Annotated in this window: 21 protein-coding genes, 1 tRNA gene and 1 riboswitch; of the genes, 10 read left to right on the top strand and 12 right to left on the bottom strand. The window is 62.9% G+C overall.

Annotated features, from left to right (window positions below; all coding sequences use genetic code 11):
- Window positions 1-148: 148 nt before the first annotated feature.
- The gene (locus NKI06_RS08480) at window positions 149-1,300 is read left to right on the top strand and encodes a ceramide glucosyltransferase (protein ID WP_023750002.1); all 1,152 of its coding nucleotides are present in this window, start codon (window positions 149-151) and stop codon (window positions 1,298-1,300) included.
- Between the two features lie 11 nt (window positions 1,301-1,311).
- Here the strand turns inward: NKI06_RS08480 and NKI06_RS08475 are convergent, their stop codons facing one another.
- Entirely contained in the window at window positions 1,312-2,502 is a 1,191-nt protein-coding gene (locus NKI06_RS08475; RefSeq protein ID WP_352739557.1) for an O-succinylhomoserine sulfhydrylase, read from the bottom strand.
- Between the two features lie 57 nt (window positions 2,503-2,559).
- Window positions 2,560-2,637: riboswitch (SAM riboswitch) on the bottom strand.
- A gap of 140 nt (window positions 2,638-2,777) precedes the next feature.
- On the opposite strand from NKI06_RS08475, the gene NKI06_RS08470 reads away from it, so the two are divergent.
- Window positions 2,778-3,872 carry a 2'-deoxycytidine 5'-triphosphate deaminase gene (locus tag NKI06_RS08470; RefSeq protein ID WP_023699517.1) on the top strand — a complete coding sequence of 365 codons (1,095 nt, stop codon included), beginning with the start codon at window positions 2,778-2,780 and terminating at the stop codon, window positions 3,870-3,872.
- Window positions 3,873-3,973: 101 nt separating this feature from the next.
- Window positions 3,974-4,744 carry an ABC transporter substrate-binding protein gene (locus tag NKI06_RS08465; protein ID WP_023699518.1) on the top strand — a complete coding sequence of 257 codons (771 nt, stop codon included), beginning with the start codon at window positions 3,974-3,976 and terminating at the stop codon, window positions 4,742-4,744.
- 175 nt (window positions 4,745-4,919) lie between these two features.
- Here NKI06_RS08465 and araD1 read toward each other — a convergent pair whose 3' ends face one another.
- The 4 genes from araD1 to chvE all read right to left on the bottom strand — a co-directional run bounded on the left by araD1 (window position 4,920) and on the right by chvE (window position 10,155).
- Window positions 4,920-5,915 (bottom strand): AraD1 family protein, encoded by a 996-nt coding sequence (gene araD1 / locus NKI06_RS08460; protein WP_023692527.1) that lies wholly within the window; start codon window positions 5,913-5,915, stop codon window positions 4,920-4,922.
- 201 nt (window positions 5,916-6,116) lie between these two features.
- The gene (gene mmsB, locus NKI06_RS08455; protein ID WP_023669637.1) at window positions 6,117-7,403 is read right to left on the bottom strand and encodes a multiple monosaccharide ABC transporter permease; all 1,287 of its coding nucleotides are present in this window, start codon (window positions 7,401-7,403) and stop codon (window positions 6,117-6,119) included.
- Window positions 7,400-8,932, bottom strand: a complete 1,533-nt coding sequence (mmsA, locus tag NKI06_RS08450; protein WP_031203726.1) for a multiple monosaccharide ABC transporter ATP-binding protein — start codon at window positions 8,930-8,932, stop codon at window positions 7,400-7,402. Before mmsA ends, mmsB begins: the two co-directional genes overlap by 4 nt.
- 152 nt (window positions 8,933-9,084) lie before the next feature.
- Window positions 9,085-10,155 carry a multiple monosaccharide ABC transporter substrate-binding protein gene (gene chvE / locus NKI06_RS08445; protein WP_023681943.1) on the bottom strand — a complete coding sequence of 357 codons (1,071 nt, stop codon included), beginning with the start codon at window positions 10,153-10,155 and terminating at the stop codon, window positions 9,085-9,087.
- 294 nt (window positions 10,156-10,449) lie between these two features.
- Here chvE and NKI06_RS08440 point away from each other — a divergent pair, with 294 nt between their 5' ends.
- Window positions 10,450-11,457, top strand: coding sequence for a LysR family transcriptional regulator (locus NKI06_RS08440; protein WP_023681942.1), 1,008 nt, complete (start codon window positions 10,450-10,452; stop codon window positions 11,455-11,457).
- 4 nt (window positions 11,458-11,461) lie between these two features.
- On the opposite strand, the gene NKI06_RS08435 is transcribed toward NKI06_RS08440, so the two are convergent.
- Window positions 11,462-11,535: transfer RNA gene (locus NKI06_RS08435), tRNA-Gly, on the bottom strand.
- 180 nt (window positions 11,536-11,715) lie between these two features.
- Here NKI06_RS08435 and NKI06_RS08430 point away from each other — a divergent pair.
- Window positions 11,716-11,979 carry a DUF6460 domain-containing protein gene (locus tag NKI06_RS08430; RefSeq protein ID WP_023681941.1) on the top strand — a complete coding sequence of 88 codons (264 nt, stop codon included), beginning with the start codon at window positions 11,716-11,718 and terminating at the stop codon, window positions 11,977-11,979.
- Between the two features lie 67 nt (window positions 11,980-12,046).
- Here NKI06_RS08430 and NKI06_RS08425 read toward each other — a convergent pair whose 3' ends face one another.
- Window positions 12,047-12,949, bottom strand: a complete 903-nt coding sequence (locus NKI06_RS08425; RefSeq protein ID WP_023681940.1) for a histone deacetylase family protein — start codon at window positions 12,947-12,949, stop codon at window positions 12,047-12,049.
- A 217-nt stretch (window positions 12,950-13,166) separates the two neighbouring features.
- Between NKI06_RS08425 and NKI06_RS08420 the strand changes: the two genes are divergently transcribed.
- Window positions 13,167-14,504 carry an MATE family efflux transporter gene (locus NKI06_RS08420; protein ID WP_023692526.1) on the top strand — a complete coding sequence of 446 codons (1,338 nt, stop codon included), beginning with the start codon at window positions 13,167-13,169 and terminating at the stop codon, window positions 14,502-14,504.
- On the opposite strand, the gene NKI06_RS08415 is transcribed toward NKI06_RS08420, so the two are convergent.
- The 3 genes from NKI06_RS08415 to NKI06_RS08405 all read right to left on the bottom strand — a co-directional run bounded on the left by NKI06_RS08415 (window position 14,501) and on the right by NKI06_RS08405 (window position 16,362).
- On the bottom strand, window positions 14,501-14,824 hold the full coding sequence (locus NKI06_RS08415; RefSeq protein ID WP_352984847.1) for a hypothetical protein: 324 nt from the start codon (window positions 14,822-14,824) through the stop codon (window positions 14,501-14,503). The genes NKI06_RS08420 and NKI06_RS08415 overlap by 4 nt on opposite strands.
- A 114-nt stretch (window positions 14,825-14,938) precedes the next feature.
- Window positions 14,939-16,015 (bottom strand): quinone-dependent dihydroorotate dehydrogenase, encoded by a 1,077-nt coding sequence (locus tag NKI06_RS08410; protein ID WP_023807730.1) that lies wholly within the window; start codon window positions 16,013-16,015, stop codon window positions 14,939-14,941.
- Window positions 16,012-16,362: a DUF952 domain-containing protein gene (locus tag NKI06_RS08405; protein WP_023692523.1), complete on the bottom strand. Its 351-nt coding sequence runs from the start codon at window positions 16,360-16,362 to the stop codon at window positions 16,012-16,014. The genes NKI06_RS08410 and NKI06_RS08405 overlap by 4 nt, the downstream gene beginning before the upstream one ends.
- Window positions 16,363-16,563: 201 nt before the next feature.
- On the opposite strand from NKI06_RS08405, the gene NKI06_RS08400 reads away from it, so the two are divergent.
- Both NKI06_RS08400 and NKI06_RS08395 read left to right on the top strand, forming a co-directional pair.
- Window positions 16,564-16,998: a hypothetical protein gene (locus NKI06_RS08400; RefSeq protein WP_352984844.1), complete on the top strand. Its 435-nt coding sequence runs from the start codon at window positions 16,564-16,566 to the stop codon at window positions 16,996-16,998.
- Window positions 16,999-17,131: 133 nt separating this feature from the next.
- A complete protein-coding gene (locus tag NKI06_RS08395) occupies window positions 17,132-17,791 on the top strand; it encodes a response regulator transcription factor (protein ID WP_023740729.1) in 660 nt (219 codons plus the stop codon).
- Between the two features lie 65 nt (window positions 17,792-17,856).
- Here the strand turns inward: NKI06_RS08395 and NKI06_RS08390 are convergent, their stop codons facing one another.
- The gene (locus NKI06_RS08390) at window positions 17,857-21,360 is read right to left on the bottom strand and encodes a PAS domain-containing hybrid sensor histidine kinase/response regulator (protein WP_352984842.1); all 3,504 of its coding nucleotides are present in this window, start codon (window positions 21,358-21,360) and stop codon (window positions 17,857-17,859) included.
- Window positions 21,361-21,610: 250 nt separating this feature from the next.
- On the opposite strand from NKI06_RS08390, the gene mscL reads away from it, so the two are divergent.
- Window positions 21,611-22,030 carry a large conductance mechanosensitive channel protein MscL gene (gene mscL / locus NKI06_RS08385; RefSeq protein WP_023681933.1) on the top strand — a complete coding sequence of 140 codons (420 nt, stop codon included), beginning with the start codon at window positions 21,611-21,613 and terminating at the stop codon, window positions 22,028-22,030.
- A 158-nt stretch (window positions 22,031-22,188) separates the two neighbouring features.
- Entirely contained in the window at window positions 22,189-23,355 is a 1,167-nt protein-coding gene (locus NKI06_RS08380) for a pyridoxal phosphate-dependent aminotransferase (protein ID WP_023736123.1), read from the top strand.
- 18 nt (window positions 23,356-23,373) lie between these two features.
- Here the strand turns inward: NKI06_RS08380 and hemA are convergent, their stop codons facing one another.
- Entirely contained in the window at window positions 23,374-24,651 is a 1,278-nt protein-coding gene (hemA, locus tag NKI06_RS08375; protein ID WP_352984839.1) for a 5-aminolevulinate synthase, read from the bottom strand.
- Between the last annotated feature and the right edge of the window lie 142 nt (window positions 24,652-24,793).

Raw genomic sequence — 24,793 nt, 5'->3', positions numbered from 1 at the left:
CCAGCCTCAAAGCGGAGGTGCCGACAAACAATGTCATTTAAGTGACACATGACAGTGTTGGTGTGCGCAAACCTTGCCGGCGACTCAAGGCCCATCTGTCGACTGACAAAGCAGCCGCGAGCGGCCTTTCCGGAGTGACCAGATCTCGATGGAACCAGCTCTCACAGCCGCCTTCGCTTCCTCCGCTTTGCTTCTTTCCAATCTCGCCAGCATCCTGCTTGCTTCGTCGAAACTGCAAGCGCGTCGCCTTATCCCTCCGCCGTCCGACGAGCAGCCACCGGTCTCGATCGTCGTGCCGTCGCGCGGCGTGGAGCCGTTCACACAAGAGACGCTGCAGCGAGCCTTCTCGCTCGACTGGCCGCGCTACGAACTGATCTTCTGCGTCGCTCACGCCGACGATCCCGTCGTCAAACTGATAAACAGGGCGATCGTCCTGTTTCCCAACGTGCCGGCCCGGCTGCTGATCGGCGACGACCGCGTCAGCAGCAACCCGAAGCTCAACAACTGCGTCAAGGGCTGGGAAGCGGCGCGCAATCATTGGGTTATTCTGGCGGATTCCAACGTGCTGATGCCTAGGGATTACGTCCAGCACCTGATGGCGGCCTGGCGGACCAATACCGGGCTTATCTGCTCGACGCCGATCGGCTCGCGGCCGGAAGGCTTCTGGGCCGAGGTCGAATGCGCGTTCCTCAACACGCTGCAGGCGCGCTGGCAATATGCCGGCGAGGCGCTTGGCCTCGGCTTTGCCCAGGGCAAGAGCATGCTGTGGAACAAGCCGATGCTCGATACCAATGGCGGTATCCGCGCGCTGGCCGCCGAGATCGCCGAGGATGCTGCTGCAACCAAGCTGGTCAACGGACTGGGCCTGCGCGTCAATCTCGTTGCCTCGCCTTTCGAGCAACCACTGGGGCAGCGCCGACTTGCCGACATCTGGTCGCGTCAGGCGCGCTGGGCGCGGTTGCGCCGCGTCACTTTCCCGCTGTTTTTCGCACCCGAGATCCTGACCGGCGTCGCCGTGCCGTTGGCGTTGGCGCTGGTGGCGGCAGCAAGTGCCGGCATCAGCCTGCCGGCCACGGTGTTGGCCGTGCTGACGGCGGCCTACATTCCCGAATGCGCGCTGGCCGCGGCCAAGGGCTGGCATCTGTCGCTGCGCATGGTCCCGGCGATGATGGTCCGCGACATGATGCTTCCCGCCATATGGGCGCGCGGCTGGCTGAGCGGCGCCGTCGATTGGCGCGGCAACACCATGATCATCGGCACCAAGGCAGCCGAGCTGGAAGAGGCTTCGTCGGGAGCGTGACGCCTCGCGGCCTACCCGGCTGCCTTCAGCGCCTGCGCAACGTCCTCCAGCAGATCGTCCGTATCCTCAAGACCGACCGACAGCCTGAGCGTTCCCGGCCCGATGCCAAGCTCGGCGCGAGCTTCGTCGCTGAGGTTCTTGTGCGTGGTGGTCGCCGGATGGGTGATCAGGCTCTTGGCGTCGCCGAGATTGTTGGAGATCAGCACGATGTCGAGCGCGTTCTGCAAGGCGAAGGCCGCCTGCTTGCCGCCCTTCACGTCGAGGCAGATCAGCGTCGATCCGCCCGTCATCTGCTTCTTGACGATGTCGGCCTGCGGGTGGTCGGCGCGGCCGGGATAGATGACGCGGGCGATTTCCGGCCGTCCTGCCAGGAAATCCGCGATCTTGGCCGCGCTTTCCGTCTGCTGGCGCACCCGAACCGGCAGCGTCTCCAGGCCCTTGAGCAGCGTCCAGGCGTTGAACGGCGACAGGCTCGGGCCGGTGTGGCGGAAATAGTCGTGCAAATTCTCGTCGATCCATTTCTTGTCGGACAGGATGATGCCGCCGAGACAGCGTCCCTGGCCGTCAATGTGCTTGGTCGCGGAGTAGACGACGATATGGGCGCCGAGCTGCAAGGGCTTCTGCTGCAAGGGCGTGGCAAAGACATTGTCGACGATCAGCCTGGCGCCGATCGAGGTGGCGAGCGCCGCCACCGCTGCGATGTCGACCACTTCCAGCGTCGGATTGGTCGGGCTTTCCAGGAAGAACAGTTTCGTGTTCGGCCGCACCGCCTTTTCCCAGTTGGCGATGTCGGTGCCGTCGACCAGCGTTGCCTCGATGCCGTATTTCGGCGCCAGCGTCTCCACCACCCAGCGGCAGGAGCCGAACAGCGCGCGCGCCGCAACGATATGGTCGCCGGCTTTGGCGCTGCACAGGAGCGCTGCCGACACCGCCGCCATGCCGGACGCCGTGGCGCGCGCATCTTCGGCACCCTCCAGCGCGCACATGCGCTTTTCGAACATGTCGACAGTAGGGTTGGCATAGCGCGAATAGATGAAGCCCGGCTCCTCGCCCTTGAAACGGGCCTCGGCAGCCTGCGCCGTCTCGTAGACATAGCCTTGGGTGAGGTACATCGCTTCCGACGTCTCGCCGAACTGGGAACGCAGCGTTCCCCCGTGCACGAGTGCGGTCTGAGGTTTCCAGTTACGCTTCTTGGTGCTCATCGCTTTTGTTCCAGACACAAAAAAACCGGCCGCGAAAGTCGCAACCGGTCCATATGGCCTTGCGGCCCGACGGTCCTTTAGCGACTTGTTTAACGTGGCTGCAAGCCGACCGGCCAAATCACCACGGGATAACGACCCTTTAGACCTCACCTGCGCTTGCGTCAATTGCCGGCTTCATTAAGAGGTTTGTACCAGGCAGGTTCCGCAATAATATCCAGCGGTTTTGCGGCAAGAACCTGCCACAAAGAGACCGACCTTGGAGCGGAGCCAGCCTTTTGCGGCAGACAGGCATTCTTCCCGATCAGGACATTTCCGCGCTGTTTCAGTCCGGCGCGCTGAAGTCGCCGCGCGCGCTCGATGTCGACCAGGTGCAGCCGGCGAGCCTCGATCTCAGGCTCGGCGACAAGGCTTTTCGCGTGCGCGCCTCCTTCCTGCCGGGTCCCGATCATCTGGTGGCCGACAAGCTTCACCGGCTGAAATTGCACGAATTCAGTCTCGCCGAGGGCGCGGTGCTGGAAACCGGCTGCGTCTACATCGTGCCGCTGCTCGAAAGCCTGGCGCTGCCCGCAAACGTGTCGGCCTCGGCCAACCCGAAAAGCTCGACCGGCCGGCTCGACATCTTCACCCGGGTGATGACCGATCGCGGCCATGAGTTCGACAAGATCGCCCCCGGCTATCACGGGCCGCTTTATCTCGAAGTCAGTCCACGCACCTTCCCGATCGTCGTACGCGCCGGATCGAGGCTGTCGCAGATCCGCTTTCGCACTGGCAACGCGCTGTTGTCGGAGGCAGAACTGAACGAATTGCACCGCGCCGAGATGCTGGTGGCGACCGAGCCGCCCAACATTTCCGGCGGCGGCATTGCGCTGTCGATCGATCTTGACGGCGACCAGAACGGCCTGGTCGGCTATCGCGGCAAGCATCACACCGGCTTGGTCGATGTCGACAAGCGCGCCGCCCAGGATGCCGTCGATTTCTGGGAGCCGCTCTACAAGAGCGGCGCCGGCGAACTGGTGCTCGACCCGGACGAGTTCTACATCCTGGTCAGCCGCGAAGCCGTGCACGTGCCGCCGCTCTACGCCGCCGAGATGACGCCCTTCGATCCGCTGGTTGGCGAATTCCGTGTTCACTATGCCGGCTTCTTCGATCCGGGCTTCGGCCATTCGGCCTCAGGCGGCACCGGCAGCCGGGCGGTGCTCGAAGTGCGCAGCCACGAAGTGCCGTTCATCCTCGACCACGGCCAGATCGTCGGCCGGCTGGTCTACGAACACATGCTGAAGCGGCCGCAGGCGCTTTACGGCACCGATCTCGGCTCGAATTACCAGGCGCAAGGCCTCAAGCTCTCCAAGCATTTCCGCCCCGCCGGCTGAACCTTCGATCACCGTCAGGCAAAATACTTGCCTGCGCTGCCTCACCATGCTTGGCTGCCTTTCGGTGGCCGGCAAGAGAACGGCGCGCAAGGGGAACCAAAATGCAGATTTCAAGATGGATCATATCGGCAGCGAGCGCTGCCATGCTGGTGATATCGGCCGGCTCGCTGGCTGAGGCGCAGGAGAAATTGAAGATCGGCACCGAGGGCGCTTATCCGCCCTTCAACACCATCACCGCGGACGGCAAGATCGAGGGCTTCGACATCGACATTGCCAATGCGCTATGTGCGCAGATGAAGGTCGAGTGCGAGATCGTCACCCAGGACTGGGACGGCATCATCCCGGCGCTGCAGGCGAAAAAGTTCGACGCCATCATCGCCTCGATGAGCATCACCGAGGAGCGCAAGAAACAGGTCGCCTTCACCAACAAATACTACACGACGCCGCTGGCGCTGGTGGCGCCCAAGGACAGCGACCTCACTTCCACCGAACCGGCAGCCCTTGCCGGCAAGACGGTGGGCGCGCAGGCCTCGACCACCCAGGCCGACTATGCGCAGGACGCCTATGGCAAGGCCGGCGCCGAGGCGAAACTCTACCCCACCCAGGAAGAGGCGATCACCGACTTGCAGAACGGCCGTCTCGACGCCGTCATCTCCGACAAATTCGTGCTGATGGACTGGCTGAAGAAGGCGAGCGACGGCTGCTGCAAGCTTGTCGGTGACGTCAAGGGCACCGAGACGCAAGCCGGCATCGCTGTCCGCCTGGAGGACACGGCACTTCGCGACAAGCTCAACGCGGCGATAGACGCCATCGTCGCCGACGGCACTTACAAGAAGATCCAGGCCAAGTATTTCGATTTCGATATTTATTGAGGTTGGAACTGCCAAATCTCCCCCCTTGAGGGGGAGATGGCCGGCAGGCCAGAGGGGGTCGCTGCGCGTAGAATGCCAGCGCCTCTCAGCCGCGGAAGACTTTAGCGCTCCACGCGCAACGACCCCCTCTGTCGCCTTCGGCGACATCTCCCCCTCAAGGAGGGAGATTACGCTCTCAAAGCGCCTTCACCGCCACCTTCACCGGCTGCTCAATCTCCAGCGGGTTGCGCAGCGGCAGGCCGAAATCCGCGGCCTCGATCTCGAAAACGTCGCCGGCCTGAGTCTTGATGCCGTCGGCAAAGGACAGCGTCGCCGTGCCGAACATGTGCACATGCACGTCGCCCGGCTGGCGGAAGGCCGAATATTTGAAGTGATGATGTTCGAGATTGGCGATTGTGTGCGACATGTTCGCTTCGCCCGACAGGAACGGCTTTTCCCACAGCAAATTGCTGTCGCGATAGATTCGCGATGAGCCCCTGACGTCGGCCGGCAGGTCGCCGATCAGGATTTCCGGCCCGAACGAGGCGTTGCGCAGTTTGGAATGTGCCAGGAACAGATAGTTCACCCGCTCGGTAACATGATCGGAAAACTCGTTCGACAGCGTGAAGCCGACGCGGAACGGCGCGCCGTCGTCGCCGATGACATAGATGCCGGCGATTTCCGGCTCCTCGCCGGCGTCCTGCGCAAAGGCCGGCGACATCAGTGCGGCGCCCGGCGCCACCGCCATGGTGCCGTTGCCCTTGTAGAACCATTCCGGCTGCACGCCGGTCTGGCCCTTGGCCGGCTTGCCGCCTTCGAGCCCCATGCGGAACATCTTCATGGAATCGGTAAGCTGCTCCTCGCCGCCATCGCTGAGCTTCTTGTGCATGGAATCGCGCGTCGCCGCCGAGCCGAGATGGGTCAGGCCGGTGCCGGTCAGATGCAGATGCGCAGGATCGGGATGGTTGATCGGCGACACCAGCCGGCCCTTCTTGTAGACGGCGTCGAGGTCTATCGCTTCACCGAACCCCTTGCGCTCGATCAGCGCGGCGAGGCCCGTTCCGGTGCGCGCGGCTTCCATGGCCAGCGAATAGACGCTGCGGGCGCCGTTGATGATCCTGGTCTTGCCGCCGCCATTGCGGGCGACGACGCGGATGGTCTCGGCGTCGTCGAGGATCTGGGAGATTAGCATGATGAAATCCTCTCTCATGTGCCTTGGCCGGGTTGCCCCTTGGCAAACCTTGACCTGCGCGGCTCGGACCTCGCCGCGCCACGGGTTGAACTCTTCGTCCGGATTGCGCTCGCGAGCTCCATCCCTCGGGGGACTTCTTATGCCGACAACTTGCCGGCTGCGCCGCGACCGTATGCCTCCTGCTTGCCTCGCTGAAGCTTGTCAGGCCTTGTTCTTGTTGTAGACGTCGAAGATCACGGCGCCGAGCAGCACCAGGCCTTTGACCACCTGCTGCCAGTCGACATTGACGCCCATGATCGACATGCCGTTGTTCATCACGCCCATGATGAAGCCGCCGACGACCGCCCCGATAACCTGGCCGACGCCGCCCATCGCCGAGGCGCCGCCGATGAACACTGCGGCGATGACATCGAGCTCCGAGCCGAGACCCGCCGCCGGCACCGCCTGGCCGAGACGAGCCGCGATGATCAGGCCGCCAAGCGCCGACAGCACGCCCATATTGATGAACACCATCAGCGTCAGCCGCTCGGTGTTGATGCCCGACAGCTGCGCCGCCTTGGGATTGCCGCCCATGGCGTAGATGCGCCTCCCGATGGTCATGCGCTTGGTGACGAAGACGAACAGCGTGATCAGCACGCCCATGACCAGCAGCACCACGGGCAGGCCGCGGTAGCTGGCAAACTCATAGACCAGGAACAGCGCCAGCGCGCTGGCGACCAGCGTCTTGACGACGAACAGGGTGAAGGGCTCGGCCTCATAACCATGGCGTTCTCGTTTGCGCCGGGTGCGGACCCCGAAATAGGCATAGGCGAGCACGGCGATCAGCCCCAGCACGACCGTCGTCATGTGCAGGGTCACGCCGCTGCCCATGATGGTCTTGCCGGCTGCGTTCACGACCGGCGGGACGAGCGTCAGTGGGCCGATCACATCCGGGATGAAGCCGGAACTGAGCATCTTGAAGTCGTCGGGAAGCGGACCCACCGACGAGCCGCCGCCAAGCAACGCCTGGCAAATGCCGCGGAAGATCAGCATTCCGGCCAGCGTGACAATGAAGCTCGGTATCCGGTGATAGGCGATCCAATACCCTTGCGCGGCGCCGATCAGGCCACCCGCGACCAGGCAGACGATCGAAACCACCAGGGGATTGCTCAGCGGTCCGAGTTGCCAGATGACCATCATGTTTGCCGCCAGCGCGCCAATGAAACCGGCGACCGATCCGACGCTGAGGTCGATATAGCCCGATACGATCACCAGCAGCATGCCCAGCGCCATCACGATGATGAAGGAGTTCTGCTGCACCAGATTGCTGAGGTTGACCGGCTTGAACAACGTCCCCGACGTGGTGAACTGGAAGAACAGCATGATGACGATCAGGGCTATGATCAGTCCGTATTCGCGTAAATTCGTCGCCAGCGCCGAGACGGCGATGCGCGGGCGCTGTTCGTCGGCGACGTTGCCCTGCGGGGCGGGGGCGCTTTCGGTGCTCATGCTGCTTTTCCTTCTCCCCGGACGATGGCGCGCATTATCTTTTCCTGGCTTGCTTCCGCCGCCGGCATTTCGCCCACCATGCGCCCTTCGTTCATGACGTAGATGCGGTCGGTAATCCCCAGCAATTCCGGCATTTCCGACGAGATGACCACGATCGCCTTACCCTCCGAGGCAAGGCGCGCGATGATCGTGTAGATTTCATACTTGGCGCCGACATCGATGCCGCGTGTCGGCTCGTCGAGGATCAGCACGTCAGGATCGGCAAACAGCCATTTCGACAGCACCACCTTCTGCTGGTTGCCGCCGGAAAGATTGCCGGTCATCTGATAGACGCTTGACGCACGGATATTGGTCTTCTTGCGATAGTCGTTGGCGACCGCAAGTTCGCGCATGTCGTCGATCACGCTGTGGCGCGACACGCCGTCGAGATTGGCCAGCGTAATGTTATGCTTGATATGGTCGATGAGGTTGAGGCCGTAGGTCTTGCGGTCCTCGGTGACATAGGCGATGCCGTGTTGGACCGCCTTGCTTACCGAGGAGACATCGACCGGCTTGCCCTTGAGCAGCACTTCGCCGGTGATGCGGCGGCCATAGGAGCGGCCGAACAGGCTCATGGCGAATTCGGTGCGGCCGGCGCCCATCAGCCCGGCGATGCCGACCACCTCGCCCTTGCGCACATTGAGGTCGATGCCCTTGATCACCTGCCGCTCGGCATGGAGCGGGTGATAGACCGACCAGTTTTTCACCTCGAACACGACTTCGCCGATCTTGGGCTCGCGCGGCGGATAGCGGTCGTCGAGCGAACGGCCGACCATCGAGGTGATGATGCGGTCTTCGGAGATATCCTTCTTGGCCAGCGTCTCGATGGTGCGCCCGTCACGGATGACGGTTACCTTGTCGGCGACCCGGTTGATCTCGTTGAGCTTGTGCGAGATCAGGATCGAGGTCATGCCTTGTCGCTTGAATTCGAGCAGAAGATCGAGCAGCGCCTGGCTGTCTTTCTCGCTGAGCGACGCGGTCGGCTCATCGAGGATCAAAAGCTTGACGTCCTTGCTCAGCGCCTTGGCGATCTCGACCAACTGCTGCTTGCCGACGCCGATATTGGTGATCAGTGTCTTGGGGTCCTCCTTGAGGCCCACCTTCTTCAACAAGGCAGCGGTGCGCGCCTCGTTGGCATCCCAGTCGATGACGCCATATCGGGCGTTTTCGTTGCCGAGGAAGATATTCTCGGTGATCGACAGCATCGGCACCAGCGCTAGCTCCTGGTGGATGATGACGATGCCCTTGTGTTCGCTGTCATGGATACCTTTGAACTGGCATTCCTGACCCTGAAAAATGATCTGGCCGTCATATGTGCCGGCGGGATAGACGCCCGACAGAACCTTCATCAGCGTCGACTTGCCGGCGCCGTTCTCGCCAACCACGGCGTGGATCTCGCCTTCCTCGACGCTGAGGTTGACGTTCGACAGCGCCTTCACGCCGGGGAACGTCTTGGTGATGTCGCGCATCTCCAAAATCGTCGTCATCAGGGCAAGCTCCTCCTGTTGCATGTCGCTCAAAAGTGCTTGCGGTTTGAGACAACGACATGCACGGAAACAAAGTCCGGTAGAAACAATACCGGGGTCGCTTGTGAACGGAAAGGGGTCCTGCGTCGCGCAGGACCCCTGTCTTTATAAACGGATTACTTCAGTTCGTCGGCCTTGATGTAGCCGGAGTCGACGACCAGTGCCTGGTAGTTCGACTTGTCGACCTCATGCGGCGTCAAAAGGATCGAGGGGACGACCTTGACGTCGTTGTTGTAGGTCTTTTCATCGAGGCCGTCCGGCTTGCCGCCCGAGAGCACCTTGTCGACGAGTTCGACGGTGGCCTTGGCCAGTTCGCGGGTGTCCTTGAACACGGTCGAGTATTGCTCGCCCGTGATGATCAGCTTGACCGAAGCGGTCTCGGCGTCCTGGCCGGTCACGATCGGCCACGGCTGGGCGTCGGTACCGTAACCGACGGCGCGCAGCGAAGCGGTGATGCCGCGCGACAGGCCGTCATAGGGCGAAAGAACGCCATCGACGCGGCTGCCGTCCGAGTAGTTGGCCGACAGCAGGTTGTCCATGCGCGCCTGGGCGGTCGCGGCGAGCCAGCGCAGCGTGCCGACCTTGTCCATGCCGGTCTGACCGGACTTGATCTTGATCGAGCCGTCATCGATCAGCGGCTGCAGCACCGAGATTGCGCCGTTGTAGAAGAAGAATGCGTTGTTGTCGTCCGGCGAGCCGCCGAACAGTTCGACGTTCCACGGCTTGGTGTTCGGGAAGCGCTCCTTGAGACCCTTGACCAGCGAGTTCGCCTGGATCACGCCGACGCCGAAATTGTCGAAGGTGGTGTAGTAATCGACATTGGCGGTCTTCTTGATCAGGCGGTCATAGGCGACGACGACGACGCCGGCGTCGGCGGCCTTCTGCAGCGCGTCCGAAAGGGTGGTGCCGTCGATCGAAGCGATGATCAGCGCCTTCGGGCCTTTGGTGATTTCGTTTTCCAGCTGGCTGAGCTGGTTGGGGATGTCGTCCTGCGCGTACTGCAGGTCGACCGTGTAGCCGAGAGCTTCGAGCTGGGACTTGACGGCATCGCCGTCATTGATCCAGCGCTGCGAGGTCTTGGTCGGCATCAGCACGCCGACAAGACCCTTGTCGGCTGCGTGCGCCGAGTAGGTCATGGCAGCGATGCCAAGGGCCGCGACGGCGGCCAGTGTCTTGATGATTTTCACGTAAAACTCTCCCTGGTTGATGGACGCGACACCTCGGGGCTTCGCGGGCCGCGCAGTCGGGCGGATGCGCCAAAGCGCCGCCGCCGTCATAATCGATCTCCGGTATCCTCCCAATCGGCCCTCAGTCTTGATTTAAATCGATACGATTTTGCTCGTCATCGACCGTCAAGTCTTGAGGACGCGCGAAAGTGTGACCCTTTGCCATAACTGTCAAATGCGATCTTCGGTGGTTGCTATACCAAAACCGGTATATGACTAGACCGGGCTGGAACAGTGGCGGAAGCGGGAAAAGGCATGGCGGCTTTACGAGGTCCTCAGGGAATTTCAAGCGGTTACGATGAATTGCCGGGCGATGGCGAGACACTTCTGCGCAGTGGCTTGAGCCTACGTCACATGCGCATGATCGCAGCGCTGGACGATCACGGTCGGGTGAGCGCGGCCGCCCAGGTGATGAACATCTCGCAGCCGGCGGCCTCGCGCATGATTTCCGAGATGGAAGCGGTGCTTGAGGTCAAGCTGTGCGAAAGGCTGCCGCGCGGCATCACGCTCACCCCTTACGGCAAGGCGCTGGCGCGGCGCGCGCGCTCGATCCTGCTCGAAATGCGCGAGGCCGACCGCGAAATATCGGAGCTCAAGGCCGGCAAGGGCGGCTCGGTGTTCCTTGGCGCGGTGACGGCGCCGGCGATCGAACTGGCGGTCCCGGCGATCCGCGAGATACGCCGCCTTTATCCGCGCATCGAGATTACCATGCAGGTCGAGACGTCGAATGTGCTGGCGCGCGAACTGATCGCCACGCGCCATGATTTCATCATCGCCCGTGTCCCCGAAGACCTCAATCCGCGCCTGTTCGAATCGCGCGTCATCGGCGTCGAGAAGGCCTGCCTGATCGTGCGCCGAGGCCACCCGCTGAGCAACGGCCATCCTCTAAACAATGGGAAGGCGGTGAGGCTGGAGGACACCGCCGCCTTTGACTGGGTGTTCCAGTCGGGCGGGTCGCCGCTGCGCCAGGCGATGGAGAGCAATTTCCTGAACCGCAACATCGCCCTGCCGGACCGCATCCTCAACACCTCGTCGCTGCTGCTCACACTGGTCATGGTGGCGCAGTCCGACGCCATCGCCCCGGTGTCGATCCAGGTGGCAAAATTCATCCAGAACCCCGACGGTCTCGCCGGCGCCATCGATGTCGTCCAGACCGAGTTCGACATCGAGGTCCGCCCCTACAGCCTGATCACGGTGAAGAACCGCGTGCTGTCGCCGGCAGCCAAGATGCTGCACGATTTTATCTTGCGGGAAGTGGGATAGGAACTGGAGCGGGTAGAGGGAATCGAACCCTCGCGTTCAGCTTGGGAAGCTGACAAGCTACCATTACATCATACCCGCGTCGGCCTCTCGATATCATGATGGGCGTGCTTCGGGCAATCGCCCTTGGACAGCTGTTCGGAAACGGCTGTTGGAAACCCGACCGATTGCGCCGTCCGCCCGCCTTGATGCGGGCGCAGCAAGTGCGTATTCGTGGGTTTGTACCCCGAATCCGGGCACACCAATCTGGAGGCAGGCCCCTTGTCCACAGTGACGCGCTTTCTCGGTGACTCGCCCGTCAGGGTGATCGTCAAGCTGCTGGTCGTTTCGTTCCTGGTCGGCCTGGTCATGAATGCGTTCGGCTGGACGCCGATGGACGTCTTCTACCGCATCCAGGGTTTCTTCATCGATCTTTGGAACCTCGGCTTCAACGCGGTCTATCGCTTCTTGGGCTATATCCTGCTCGGCGCCGCGATCGTCGTGCCGGTGTTCATCCTGCTCAGGGTCGCGAACTACCGCAAGTGAAGCGGAGCATGATCCCGAAAAGTGGCAACCGGTTTTCGGAAAAGATCATGCTCAAACCAAAGGCCACTTAGGCAAAGTCCGACGCCACCTCGAACAGGATGGCGTGGCGCGCGGCGAGCGCTGCGACATCGGTCGAATAGCCGCCGCCGATGACACCGCAGACCGGGATGCCCAGCGCGCGGAAATGACCGATCACCATGGCGTCGCGGGCACGTACGCCGTCATCGCTGAGCGACAGCCGGCCGAGCCGGTCCTCGGCATGCACGTCGACACCGGCATTGTAGAAGACGATGTCCCAGTGCGCCTTGGCCGAGAGCTCCGGCAGGAGGACACCCAGCCGTTCGAGATAGGCGCCATCGCCGGTGCCGTCCGGCAGGGCAACGTCGAGATCGGAGGCAATCTTGCGCACCGGATAATTGCGCTCGCCATGCATGGAAAAGGTGAACGCGCGTGGCTCTCCTTTCAGGATGTCCGCGGTGCCGTCGCCCTGATGCACATCGAGATCGACGATCAGGATGTTTTTCACCGCGTCTTCGGCTAGCAGCACCAGCGAAGCGACGGCAACATCGTTGAAGGTGCAGAAGCCCGCGCCTTGCGCGCGCCGCGCATGGTGGCTGCCGCCGGCGCTGTTGCAGGCAATGCCATTGATAAGCGCCAGTCGCGCCGCCAGCACCGTGCCGCCGGCGGCGAGTTGCGCCCTGAGCGAAACGCGCGGTCCCACGGGAAAGCCGATCTCGCGCTCGATCTTTTCAGGCACTGAACACGTGATGACCTGGTCGACATAATCAGCCGCATGGGCGAGCTTCAGCCAGGAGGCCGGCGCCGGCTCGGGCATCGACAGCGCCCCGGCATGGATCAGACCCCTGATATGCAAGGCCTGCATCAGCAGCGGATATTTGCTCATCGGAAAGCGATGATTGACGGCGAAGCCGGCATCGTAGTCGGGATGATGGACGATCTGCAGGGGCATGGCTAAAGCAATTCCAGGAAAAGTGTGCAGCGGTTTTCCCGGGAGAAGCGCGTAGCGCCTCCCTTTGGGAATTGCTTAAAACCAGTACTGGGATCCGGCGGGCTCGCGCCAGAAGAACATTTCGGTTGGCCGTCACGGCAAGAGTGATTGCGCGGTGGCGGGAAAATGGGGCACATCGGCTGTTCGATCAAGCCGCAACCAGCAAGGCAGCAATCCCCTGGACACGGGTGCAACCCCAGCCGACGCGAGACCCTTCGCCGTCACCAACCGTTCGGTGCTCGCCATCGCCGTGCCGATGACGCTCGCCTATCTGACGACGCCGCTGCTCGGCATCGTCGACACGGCGGTGGTCGGGCAGTTCGGCGATGCCGCCCTGCTCGGCGGCCTGGCGGCCGGGGCCCTGGTCTTCGACGTCGTCTTCAGCACCTTCAATTTCCTGCGCTCCGGCACCACCGGCCTCGTCGCCCAGGCGTTTGGGCGCGGCGACGAAACCGAGGAGCAGGCGGTGTTCTGGCGCGCCGTGCTGATCGCGGTCGCCGCCGGCATCGTGCTTGTCGTCCTTGCGCCGCTGATCGCCATCGCCGGCCAGAAATTCATCGGCGGCGAAGCGCGCGTCGGCGAGGCGATGGGCGTCTATATCCACATCAGAATGCTCGCCGCCCCCTTCACGCTGATCAACTACGCCATCCTCGGCTATGTCCTTGGACGCGGCGAGGGCGGGCTTGGGCTGATGCTGCAGGCGGTGCTCAACGGCATCAACATCGTGCTTTGCATCCTGCTCGGCCTGAAGCTTGGCTGGGGCGTCGCCGGCGTGGCCTGGGCGACCGTCACCGGCGAATGTCTGGCCATGCTGCTGGGTCTCGCCATCGTTGTCTGGCGCTTCCGGGCCGCACCCCGCCTGCCGCGGCATCGCCTGCTCGACATGCCCGCTTTCCTGCGCATGCTGTCGCTCAACCGCGATATCATGATCCGCTCGTTCTCGCTGCTCGCCGCTTTCGCGCTGTTCACCCGCCAGGGCGCGCAGTTCGGCACGCTGACGCTGGCCGCCAATGCCGTGCTGATGAACTTCTTCCTCGTCGCCGGCTATTTTCTCGACGGTTTCGCCACCGCGGCCGAACAGTTGGCGGGACGCGCGATCGGCGCACGTGCCGAGACGGCGTTCCGCCGGGCGGTACGTCTGACCTTATTCTGGGGGTTCGGCCTCGCCGGAACCGCCACGCTGATCTTCTGGCTCGGCGGCGCCGGCCTGATTTCGTTGATCACCACGTCGCCGGACGTTCGTGCTGTTGCCGACATCTATCTGCCGTGGGCGGCACTGACACCGCTGAGCGGCGTGCTGGCCTTCCAGATGGACGGCGTCTTCATCGGCGCCACGTGGTCGCGCGACATGCGCAACATGATGCTGGTCTCGTTCCTGGCCTTCAGCGCCGCATTGTTCAGCTTGGCGCCGTCTCTCGGCAATCACGGCCTGTGGGCGGCGCTGCACGTTTTCCTGCTGGTGCGCGGCTTCAGCCTGCTGGCGACTTTGCGGGTGAGGGTGCGGGAGGCGTTTTAGCCCTCAGAAACGGCCATTTTAGCCCAATTTCGCGTCAGCTCGCCTGCTGCCTCGCAAACGTCCATGGCCGTCCCGATGTCGGAAGGCGCAAGCGCCGCGACGACTGCATGGCAGTTTTTGGCGGGCTGCCCAGCAGAAGGCATATCGGAATAGACAAAGAAGCAAACGGCGGCTGACTGCAATGCGGTGGTCGACGAGACGTTCGCGGGCAAGGCATTCACAGCAGCGGCCTGGCAAAGTTGCCGCACATAGGGCTCCAGTTGACCATCGCCAAAGGGAGCAGCCATGGACGCAAGAATGAAAACCGCAGCCGATGGCATTGCAGCCTCGCTTTTCAATCGAACAAGCTGACAGGTCCTGTGTGCTCTAAATATGGCGTGAGACGGACAGCGGCCACTTTCGCTGCGCATCAACGGCGTAGCTTGGCCGTCAAATCAAAGCGGCTTTGCCGCCCATTCGCTGAGCCGGCTGTCGCGCAGGCCGCGCAAGGACGTCAGCTGTTCCCTGTCGGCGAACTTCGCCATGCCGGCAAGGATGCGGCCGGGCAGCGCCGGTCCGGCATAGACCATGCCGGTATAGAGCTGCACGAGGTCGGCGCCGGCGCGGATTTTCTCCAGCGCGGTCTCGGCGGAATCGACGCCGCCGACGCCGATGACGGCGCGCTCCGGCCCGAGCAGCCGACGCATCTTGGCCAGCACGATGGTCGAACGCTCGAACAGCGGTTTTCCCGAGAGACCGCCGGTCTCGCCGGCGCCGCTTGGGCTACGCAATCCGGATCGCGAGAGCGTCGTGTTGGAGACGATGACGCCGTCGATCTGCTTTTCGGTCACTTCGGCGGCGATGTCTTCAAGCTCGGCCTCGACCAGATCGGGTGCGACCTTGAGAAAGATTGGTGGCTGGGCCGATGCCGAGCCACGGGCCGATATGACGCGAGCCAGAAGTTCGCCGAGCTGTTCGCGCGCCTGCATGTTGCGCAGGCCGGGCGTGTTGGGCGACGAGATGTTGACGGTGAGATAACTGGCGTATTTCGCAAAGCGGGAGACGCCGAGCTCATAGTCATGGACACGATCGGCGCTGTCCTTGTTGGCGCCGATGTTGACGCCGACGATGCCGACGCGTCCCTTGCGCGCGGCAAGGCGCATCTCGGCCGCTTCGTGGCCCTCATTGTTAAAACCCAGCCGGTTGATCACCGCATCATCCTCAGCCAGCCGGAAAATGCGCGGCTTCGGATTGCCGGCCTGCGGCAGCGGCGTCACGGTGCCGACTTCGGCAAAGCCGAAGCCGAGGCCAAGCAGCGCGTCAGGCACCTCGGCATTCTTGTCATAGCCTGCGGCCATGCCGAGCGGATTGGGGAAGGCGATGCCACAGAGGCTGAGCTTCAACCTGTCGTCGCGCACCGTCCGCGCGCCGACCGGCAGACCGCATCGCAGCGCCGCGATCGACATGCCATGCGCCGTTTCCGGATCGAAGGTGAACAGCAGTTTCTGGCCGATGCGATCGAACACGCTCATTCGGCCTCCAGCGCCGGAAACTGGTGTGCGCCATCAGCGCCGAGCGGCAATGGTTTCACCCACAGCACGGCGTTCATGTCGAGCACGCCATAGAGATGCGGAAACAGCGCGCCGCCGCGCGAGACCTCGTATTTCAGCGGGTCACCGAGCAGCGCCCCGTCGATGGCGATCAGCAGCAAATCCGTCTGGCCGGCGAAATGCTTCGCCGCCGTCTCCCTGGCCTGATCAGCAGTGGAGAAATGGATGAAGCCGTCGGCGACGTCGATCGGAGCGCCGGTGAAGCGGCCGTTTTTCTCGGCCTCGCGCCAAAGGGCTTCGGGCGCGATCTTGTAGATGATCTGAGACATTGTTGCGCTATAAAGCAATTCCAGGAAAAGTGTGAAGCGGTTTTCCGCCCGGAATTGCGTTAAAACAAGGAGATAGAGCGGAGCGCCGTGGAACGGCGACCCGCTCTGGTCCGGATGGCTCATGCGGGGAAGGGCAACTCGTCCGCATTTACGGCGCAAAGCTGTGATAGGTTGCGCATACTGGCTCGTGGAGGATGGAACATGCGTCTGCAGCACATACTGATCCCCGCCGCACTGGTCTCGCTGGTTGCGGCATCGGCCTGGTCCGAAGAGACCGACCGCTACCGGCTGGAAAAATCCGCCAACGGTTATGTCCGTATGGACACCCGGACCGGCGCCATGTCGATCTGCGAGGAGCGCTCCGGCCAGCTCATCTGCAAGATGGCCGCCGACGAACGCGCCGCCTTCCAGGAGGAGGTCCAGCGTTTGCAGGCCTCGATGAAGGCCATGGACGAACGCGTCGCCAGGTTGGAGAATTCGCTGTCGGCCCGTCTCGATTCGAAATTGCCGAGCGAAGAGGATTTCGACAAGACGATGAGCTATATGGAGCGCATGCTGCGTGGCTTCATGGGCATCGTCAAGGAGATGGACAAGGACAATGGCGACGGCGCCAAGCTCAACTCGCAAAAGACCTGAGCTGCCCGGCGCAAAGCGCCGTCCGGCCATTGCCGCTTGAAAACAAAGCGCTTCGCCGCATAATCGTCCGATCCCGTAAAAGCCGTCAATCGATAACGAAGTTTGGGCAACAACGGGATTTGGGGAGGAACATTTGCCGTCGGGCTACACCTTCGTCATTGCCGACGACCATCCGCTGTTCCGCGGCGCCTTGAAAGAGGCGCTTGCCGGCGTCGGCGATGTCGCCGCCATTCACGAGGCCGGCGATTTCGAAAGCGCCAAGGCGCTGGTCGTGGCCCATGAGGATGTCGACCTCGTGCTGCTCGATCTGTCGATGCCGGGCGCCAGCGGCCTGTCCGGTCTGATCGCGCTGCGCGGCATCCACCCGGCGGTGCCGCTGGTGGTGGTGTCGGCCCACGACGACCCGGTGACCATCCGGCGCGCGCTCGATCTCGGCGCATCCGGTTTCATCTCCAAATCGGCCAGCATGGAGGAAATCCGCAGCGCCGTGCAGACGGTGCTGGCAGGCGATATCGCAGCCCCCGTCGGCATCGACCTCGGCGTCGAGCGCGACCCGGAAATATCGGACCTGATCAAGCGGCTGCAGGCGCTGACACCGCAGCAGACGCGTGTCCTCGGCATGCTTGCCGAAGGCCTGCTCAACAAGCAGATCGCCTACGAGCTCAGCGTCTCCGAAGCGACTGTAAAGGCGCATGTCTCGGCCATCCTGCAGAAGCTCGGCGTCGACAGCCGCACCCAGGCGGTGATCCAGCTGTCCAAGATCGGCAGCGATCCGTTGCAGCCAGCAGGCTAAAGCTATTCCAGGAAAGTGCGTAGCGCTTTCCCTTGGGAATTGCGCAAAAACAAAGAGATAGGACTCTACTCGGCCGCCGACGCCAGCGGCCTGACCCTGGCCATCATCGAGCGTAGCACGGCCGGCTTCAGCGGCTTGTTGATCACCGGCATGTCAATGGCGGCGGCAGCGGCACGGACCTCGGTGGAGCGGTCGGCGGTGACCAGCACGGCCGGCAGGTCCGAACCATGGATGTCACGCAGGCGCGCGATGATGTCGAGGCCGCTTCTGCCATCGAGATGATAGTCGGCAAGCACGATGTCGGGACGATCGGCCCTGCCAAAATCCTCCGAACCCGAAAACGTGCCGACGCTGCAGCCCCAGCCTTCGAGCAAAAGCCGCATGCCATCGAGAATGCGAGGGTCGTTGTCGATGCACATGACGCGCAGGCCGGCCAGCGAATTCGCGGTGCGGGCAGGCGCCTTCGGCTCGACCTCGCGCCGCGGCGCCTCAACCGCCGCAACCGGCAGGATAACGGAAAAGCGCGTACCCTTGCCCGGGTTGGAAAAGATCTGGATCTCGAGCCGCAGTACCCGCGCGATGCGGTCGACGATGGACAGGCCAAGGCCGAGACCTTCGGCTTCGCGCACGCCTTCGTCCAGCCGGGTGAACTCGTTGAAGACCGTGTTCAGCTTGTCGCCGGCAATGCCGATGCCAGTGTCGATCACCTGGATTTCGGCGAGTTCGCCGCGCCGTCGCACGCCGACCAGGATGCGGCCATGGGGGGTGTATTTGATGGCGTTGGAGACCAGATTCTGGATCAGCCGGCGCAGTAGGTTGCGGTCCGTCATCACGCTGAGCGACGAGGCTATGATCGTCAGATCGAGTTTCTTTTCGGCGGCGAGCGGCTGAAAATCATTGCCGATCTGGCGCAGCAGCCCGTCCAGGCGGAAGGCGCTGTCGTCCGGTTTCATCGCGCCGGCGTCGAGGCGGGAAATGTCGAGCACGGCGCCCAGGATCGTCTCGACGGATTCCAGCGAGGATTCGATGTTGATAGCGGCCTTGCCGGCCGGGCCCTTGCCGGCCTTTTCGATCAGCGACGAGCAGTAGAGCCGGGCGGCGTTCAGCGGCTGCAGGATGTCGTGGCCGGCGGCGGCGAGGAAGCGCGTCTTGCCCAGATTGGCCTCCTCGGCCAGCATCTGCGCCTGCGCCAGCTCCTCATTGACCCGGGTCAACTCCTCGTTGACCCTAGTCAGTTCGATGGTACGCGTCTTGACCCGCTGCTCCAGCGATTCATTGGCCCGCTTCAGCGCCAAATCCTGTTCGACGCGTCCTGATATGTCGGCATAGGTGGCAACGATGCCACCGTCCGGCATCGGGTTGGAACGCAGTTCGAGGATTCGGCCACTGGTCGTCAACTCCATCTGCCATGGGCTGACGAAGCTGGTCAGCCGGTTGAGCATCGCCACGCGCTGGTCGGCCGGGATATCGCCGCGCTCGGCGAGGTGGCGCAGGATGCGGTCGAGCGAGACGCCGACCTGGCCCATCTCGTCGGGCAGGTCGAACAGCGCGCGATATTGTCTGTTCCAGCAGATCAGGCGGAAATCGCGGTCGAAGACGGTAATGCCCTGTTCCATCTGGTCCAGCGCGATCTGCAACAGGTCGCGATTGTGCTGCAGCGCTTCGGTGGCGTCATCGAGCAGGCGGAAGGCATCTTTTGAGTCGCGGTCGTTGCGGCGAAACAGCAGCGACAGGATCAGCCGCGCCGACGACGAGCCGACCGCGCTCGCCAGCAGCTGCTCGGAGAAACGGATGACGTCCATGCTAGCCTGCTCATTGCCGTGCAACGAGACGCCAGTGCTCTTTTCGAAGGACTGGAAGGAGCGCTCGGTGCGCTCGACGCCGAGATAGCGCGAGATGGTGTCTTTCAGCACATTGACGGTGATGGCGGTGCGGAAGCGGCGCAGGCTGGGCATCGGGCCGGATTCGCGCGGCACGAAGATCGACGCCTGGATCCGCTCCAGCGGCACTGACGCGCGCGACAGCGAGCCGAGCACGAAGAACAGCGTGTTGACCGACAGGCTCCAGAGCACGCCGTGGTTCAACGGTTCGGCGACGGTGCCGAACAGAGCCTGCGGCCGCAGCGCCTCGAAACCGAACAACCCCTGCACGACGATGTCCGCGTCGGCTGCCGAGAGCGACGGCAAAAGCAGCGTATAGCCCCAGACGAGGATGCCGGCGACCATGCCAAGGGCCGCGCCGCGGCCATTGGCGCCGCGCCAGATCAGCCCGCCGATCAGCGCCGGCGCGAATTGGGCGATTGCCGCGAACGACATCAGGCCGATCGACGACAGCCGCGCCGAGTTGGTGCTTTCGCGGTAGTAGAGGAAGGCGATGAACAACAGGATGAAGATGGCGCCGCGCCGCACGTTGAGGATCAGCGTCGACCAATCCTCATTCTCAGAGGTCGTGGTCTTGAGCAGGCGGCGCACGAACAGCGGGATGACGAGGTCGTTGGAGATCATGATCGACAGCGCCACGCTTTCGACGATCACCATGGCGGTCGCCGCCGACAGCCCACCGATGAAGGCGGCCATGGCGAGGAAGTCATGGCCGCCGAACAAGGGCAGCGCCAGCACATAGAGGTCACTGGTGGTTTTGGCGCCGACCAGCGCCAGGCCGGCGAAGGCGATCGGCAGCACGAACAGGTTTATCGCCACGAGATAGAGCGGAAACACCCAGGTCGCGGTGCGCAGTTCGGCCTCGCCGCGGTTCTCGACGATGGTGACGTAGAACTGGCGCGGCAGCATGATGATGGCAAAGCCGCTCAGGCAAGTCAGCACCAGCCAGGTGGCGAGCGAGGTGTTGTAGCCCATAGCTTGCCGCACCTGGCTGTTTTCGGCCAGCTTGTCGATCATGTCGCCCGGGCCACCGAAGATCAGGAAGGTGACCATCAGGCCGATCGCCAGGAAGGCGGCGAGCTTGACCACGGTTTCGACCGCCACCGCCAGCACCAGCCCGTCCTGGTGCTCGGTGGCGTCGGCATGGCGGGTGCCGAACAGCACCGCAAACAGCGCCAAGAGCATGGCCACCACCAGCGAGATGTCGCTGACGAAGGGATCGAAGGAGGGCGGCGATCCCGTATAATGCTCGACCATCAGGCCGACCGAACCGGAGATCGCCTTCAGTTGCAGTGCGATATAGGGCACCGCGCCGATGGTGGCGATCAGCGTGGCGATCGCCGAGACGGCAAAGCTCTTGCCGTAGCGCGCGCCGAGGAAGTCGGCGATCGAGGTGATCTTCTCGCTCTTGGCCAGCCGCACGATGCGATTGAGCAGCGGAAAGCCGAACACGAACACCAGCACCGGCCCGGTGTAGATGCCCAAAAATTCGAGGCCGCGTTCGGACGACAGGCCGACCGAGCCGAAGAAGGTCCAGGAGGTGCAGTAGATGGCGAGGCTGAGCGCATAGATGAAGGGCCGGGCGCGGCCGGGTCCCAACGCCGTTGAACGCCGGTCGCCGAGGCTGGCGATGACGAACAGCAGCGTTACATAGGCGACCGCAATGATGACGATGAACCAGCCCTGCACGGCCCGAAAATCCTCCTAGCCAGCTTTCACCCCGGCCTGCCCAGAGGCAATCACAGCTCTAAGGTCAAGTCCATCGCGGCTTTCGGCGCATGGTCGCGACGCTGCCCTGTCGAACCGTGAACCAAGGTAAGGAGAAAGCGGTGTTTTCCAGCTTTTGCTTCTGTTGCAACCGCAGGTTTTTGTTATGGTGCGCACGGGCCGACGCCGGAGGGACGGCGGCAGCGCGGTCCGTCATGACAAGGAGGGTCGAATGCTGAAAGAATTCCAGGAATTCATTTCCAAAGGAAATGTGATGGACCTTGCGGTCGGCGTCATCATCGGCGCGGCCTTCAGCAAGATCGTCGATTCTCTTGTCAACGACATCATCATGCCTTTCATCGGCGCACTTGGTGGCGTCGACTTTTCCAACTACTTCATAGGCCTCTCATCAACAGTGCATTCGACCAATCTTGCCGACGCGCGTAAGGAAGGCGCGGTGTTCGCCTACGGCAATTTTATCACCGTGGCGCTGAATTTCGTCATCCTGGCTTTCATCATCTTCCTGATGGTCAAGGCCGTGAACAACATGCGCAAGCGGCTCGAGCGGGAGAAGCCGGCCGCACCTGCGGCTCCGCCACCGGCCGACGTCGCTTTGCTCACCGAAATTCGCGATCTCCTCGCCAGGAAATAGATAAGGCCAGATTTCTGGACCAAAACCCCGGTCGTTCGCGGCCGGGGTTTTCTGTTGCCGCATCTGCTAAGAGCATCCGCCAATGCATGTCGCCCACAAGTGCGCAGCGGTTCTGGATAATGACATGCATCAAAGCAGACATCAAAACGGACCTGTTCATGACCCTGATCGATAGCTTGCGCGCCGAAGCGGTGGCCGCCCCCGAAAGCGGCATTGTCGCCGTCGTCAATTACGGCCGTTCGCGCGAGGGCATGATCCCGCTCTGGGCCGGTGAAGGCGATTTGCCGACGCCTGCCTTCATTTCGGAAGCCGCCGCCAAGGGGCTCGCCAATGGCGAGACATTCTATACCTGGCAGAAAGGCATTCCGGAGTTGAGGCAAGCGCTTTCTCGCTACTATGCCAGGCATTTCGGCAAGAGCTTCGCCGAAGAGGAATTCATCGCCACCGGTTCCGGCATGCATGCCATTCAGTTGGCATTAGCCGCGGTCGCCGGCAGCGGCGACGAGGTGGTCTATCTCTCCCCGGCCTGGCCGAATTTCGCCGCCGCCGCCGGTATTTCCGGCGCTACCCCGGTTGCGGTCACGCTCGACCAGTCGGGCAATGGCTGGTCCTGCGATGTCGACAAGATTGCGGCTGCGGTGACGCCGCGCACCAAGGCGCTGTTCGTCAACACGCCATCGAACCCCACCGGCTGGACGGCCGATAAGGAAACGCTGCAGGCGATCCTGAATCTCGCCCGCCAAAAGGGCCTGTGGATCATCGCCGACGAGATCTATTCGCTGTTCCACTACGGCCACGGCCGTGCGCCGTCCTTCCTCGACATTTCGACCGCGGAAGACCGCATCCTGTTCGTCAACTCCTTTTCCAAGAACTGGGCGATGACCGGCTGGCGCGTCGGCTGGATCAAGACCCATCCCGAGCTGCAGCAGGTGTTCGAGAACCTGATCCAGTATTCGACCTCAGGCGTCGCCCAGTTCATGCAGCGCGGCGCCGTCGCGGCGCTGGACCACGGTGATGCCTTCATCGTCGAGCAGGTGGAGCGCGCCAGGAAAGCGCGCGACCTGGTCTGCGATATTCTCGGCGCAACCGGCAAAGCGCGCTTCACCGTGCCGCAAGGCGCGTTCTATTTGTTTTTCACGGTCGACGGCATCACCGATCCGCGCCGGGCTGCTTTCGACATCGTCGACAAGGCCAATGTCGGCCTGGCGCCGGGCACCGCCTTCGGCCCTGGCGGAGAGGCGTTTTTGCGCCTGTGCTTCCACCGCCGCCTCGACCAGCTCGAGGAAGCGGCACATCGCTTGGCGGGATGGATGAGGACGGTTTGAGATAAATGGGCGGCGGCTTCAGCCGCCCGACTTCGGCACCAGCAGCGGCACAATCCGGTCGCTCTTGGCGACAGTGGGCCGTCCGGCGGAGCCGTAGGGAATGCCCAGCGCATCCCATGTCTCGACCAGCGCGTCCTGAAGTCCCGCAATCAGCGCATCGGTATGGAACGGCGTCGGGGTGATGCGCAGCCGCTCGGTGCCGCGCGGCACGGTCGGATAGTTGATCGGCTGGATGTAGATGCCGTGCACGCCGAGCAGACGGTCGCTGGCCATCTTGCAGAGTTCGGGGTCACCGACCAGCACCGGCACGATGTGTGTCGGCGATTCCATCACCGGCAGGCCGGCTGCAGACAGAACCTCCTTGGTCCGCGACGCCTGGCGCTGTTGCGCATCGCGCTCGGCTTGCGACCGCTTGAGGTGGCGGATGGACGTGGTGGCGGCGGCGGCGACGGCCGGCGGCAGCGCCGTGGTGAAGATGAAGCCCGGCGCATAGGAGCGCACCGCGTCGATGACGGCGCTGTTGCCGGCGATATAGCCGCCCAGCGTGCCGAACGCCTTGGCCAACGTGCCTTCGATGATATCGATGCGGTCGGCAAGCCCCTCGCGCTCCGTGATGCCGCCGCCGCGCGGTCCGTACATGCCGACGGCATGGACCTCGTCAATATAGGTCATGGCGTTGTAGCGTTCGGCCAGTTCGACGATCTGCTTGATTGGCGCAATGTCGCCGTCCATCGAATAGACGCTCTCGAACACGATCAGCTTGGCGCGTTCGCGGCCCGCCGCCTGTAGCAGGCTTTCGAGATGCGCGACGTCGTTGTGACGGAAGATCTTCTTTTCGGCGCCCGAGCGCCGCACGCCTTCGATCATCGAGGCATGGTTGAGCTCGTCCGAAATGATCAGGCAGTTGGGCAAAAGCCGCGCAATGGTCGAGATCGACGCTTCGTTGGAGACGAAGCCGGAGGTGAAGACCAGCGCCGCTTCCTTGTCGTGCAGGTCGGCCAGTTCCAGCTCGAGCTCGACCAACGGGTTCGAGGTGCCGGAAATGTTGCGGGTGCCGCCGGCGCCCGAACCCATCTTGCCGGCCGCGTTCTGGAAAGCGGCGATGACATCGGGGTTCTGGCCCATGCCGAGATAGTCGTTGGAGCACCAGACGGTGATTTCCTCGGCGCGGCCGTTGGAACGCCAGATAGCGCGCGGAAACTTGCCGACAATGCGCTCGAGATCGGCGAAAACCCGGTAGCGCCGCTCGGCGTGGAGCTGGTCGATCGCTTCCTCGAAGAACCGCTGATAGTTCATGTCGCCTTCCCAGTTTTGCGCGGGATCATAATCGTTGGCCCATTCGTCGTCCACCGGGCCGTTTTGGTCAAAATGCCACGCCCCAAGCCTGTTCCTAACGACCCCGGATCGTGGCCTATTCCCTTGATGTGGATCAATTTTG

The organism is Mesorhizobium sp. M0772, from assembly GCF_040320135.1.
Classification (GTDB): Bacteria; Pseudomonadota; Alphaproteobacteria; order Rhizobiales; family Rhizobiaceae; genus Mesorhizobium.
This window is presented reverse-complemented; position numbering and strand designations above follow the sequence as displayed.

Bases quoted from the DNA above. Each gene is read 5' to 3' on its own strand.
- NKI06_RS08480 (WP_023750002.1), top strand. From the start codon at position 149: ATGGAACCAGCTCTCACAGCCGCCTTCGCTTCCTCCGCTTTGCTTCTT.
- NKI06_RS08475 (WP_352739557.1), bottom strand. From the start codon at position 2,502: ATGAGCACCAAGAAGCGTAACTGGAAACCTCAGACCGCACTCGTGCAC.
- NKI06_RS08465 (WP_023699518.1), top strand. From the start codon at position 3,974: ATGCAGATTTCAAGATGGATCATATCGGCAGCGAGCGCTGCCATGCTG.
- araD1 (WP_023692527.1), bottom strand. From the start codon at position 5,915: ATGCTAATCTCCCAGATCCTCGACGACGCCGAGACCATCCGCGTCGTC.
- mmsB (WP_023669637.1), bottom strand. From the start codon at position 7,403: ATGAGCACCGAAAGCGCCCCCGCCCCGCAGGGCAACGTCGCCGACGAA.
- NKI06_RS08440 (WP_023681942.1), top strand. From the start codon at position 10,450: ATGGCGGCTTTACGAGGTCCTCAGGGAATTTCAAGCGGTTACGATGAA.
- NKI06_RS08425 (WP_023681940.1), bottom strand. From the start codon at position 12,949: ATGCCCCTGCAGATCGTCCATCATCCCGACTACGATGCCGGCTTCGCC.
- NKI06_RS08415 (WP_352984847.1), bottom strand. From the start codon at position 14,824: ATGCCATCGGCTGCGGTTTTCATTCTTGCGTCCATGGCTGCTCCCTTT.
- NKI06_RS08410 (WP_023807730.1), bottom strand. From the start codon at position 16,015: ATGAGCGTGTTCGATCGCATCGGCCAGAAACTGCTGTTCACCTTCGAT.
- NKI06_RS08405 (WP_023692523.1), bottom strand. From the start codon at position 16,362: ATGTCTCAGATCATCTACAAGATCGCGCCCGAAGCCCTTTGGCGCGAG.
- NKI06_RS08400 (WP_352984844.1), top strand. From the start codon at position 16,564: ATGCGTCTGCAGCACATACTGATCCCCGCCGCACTGGTCTCGCTGGTT.
- mscL (WP_023681933.1), top strand. From the start codon at position 21,611: ATGCTGAAAGAATTCCAGGAATTCATTTCCAAAGGAAATGTGATGGAC.
- NKI06_RS08380 (WP_023736123.1), top strand. From the start codon at position 22,189: ATGACCCTGATCGATAGCTTGCGCGCCGAAGCGGTGGCCGCCCCCGAA.
- hemA (WP_352984839.1), bottom strand. From the start codon at position 24,651: ATGAACTATCAGCGGTTCTTCGAGGAAGCGATCGACCAGCTCCACGCC.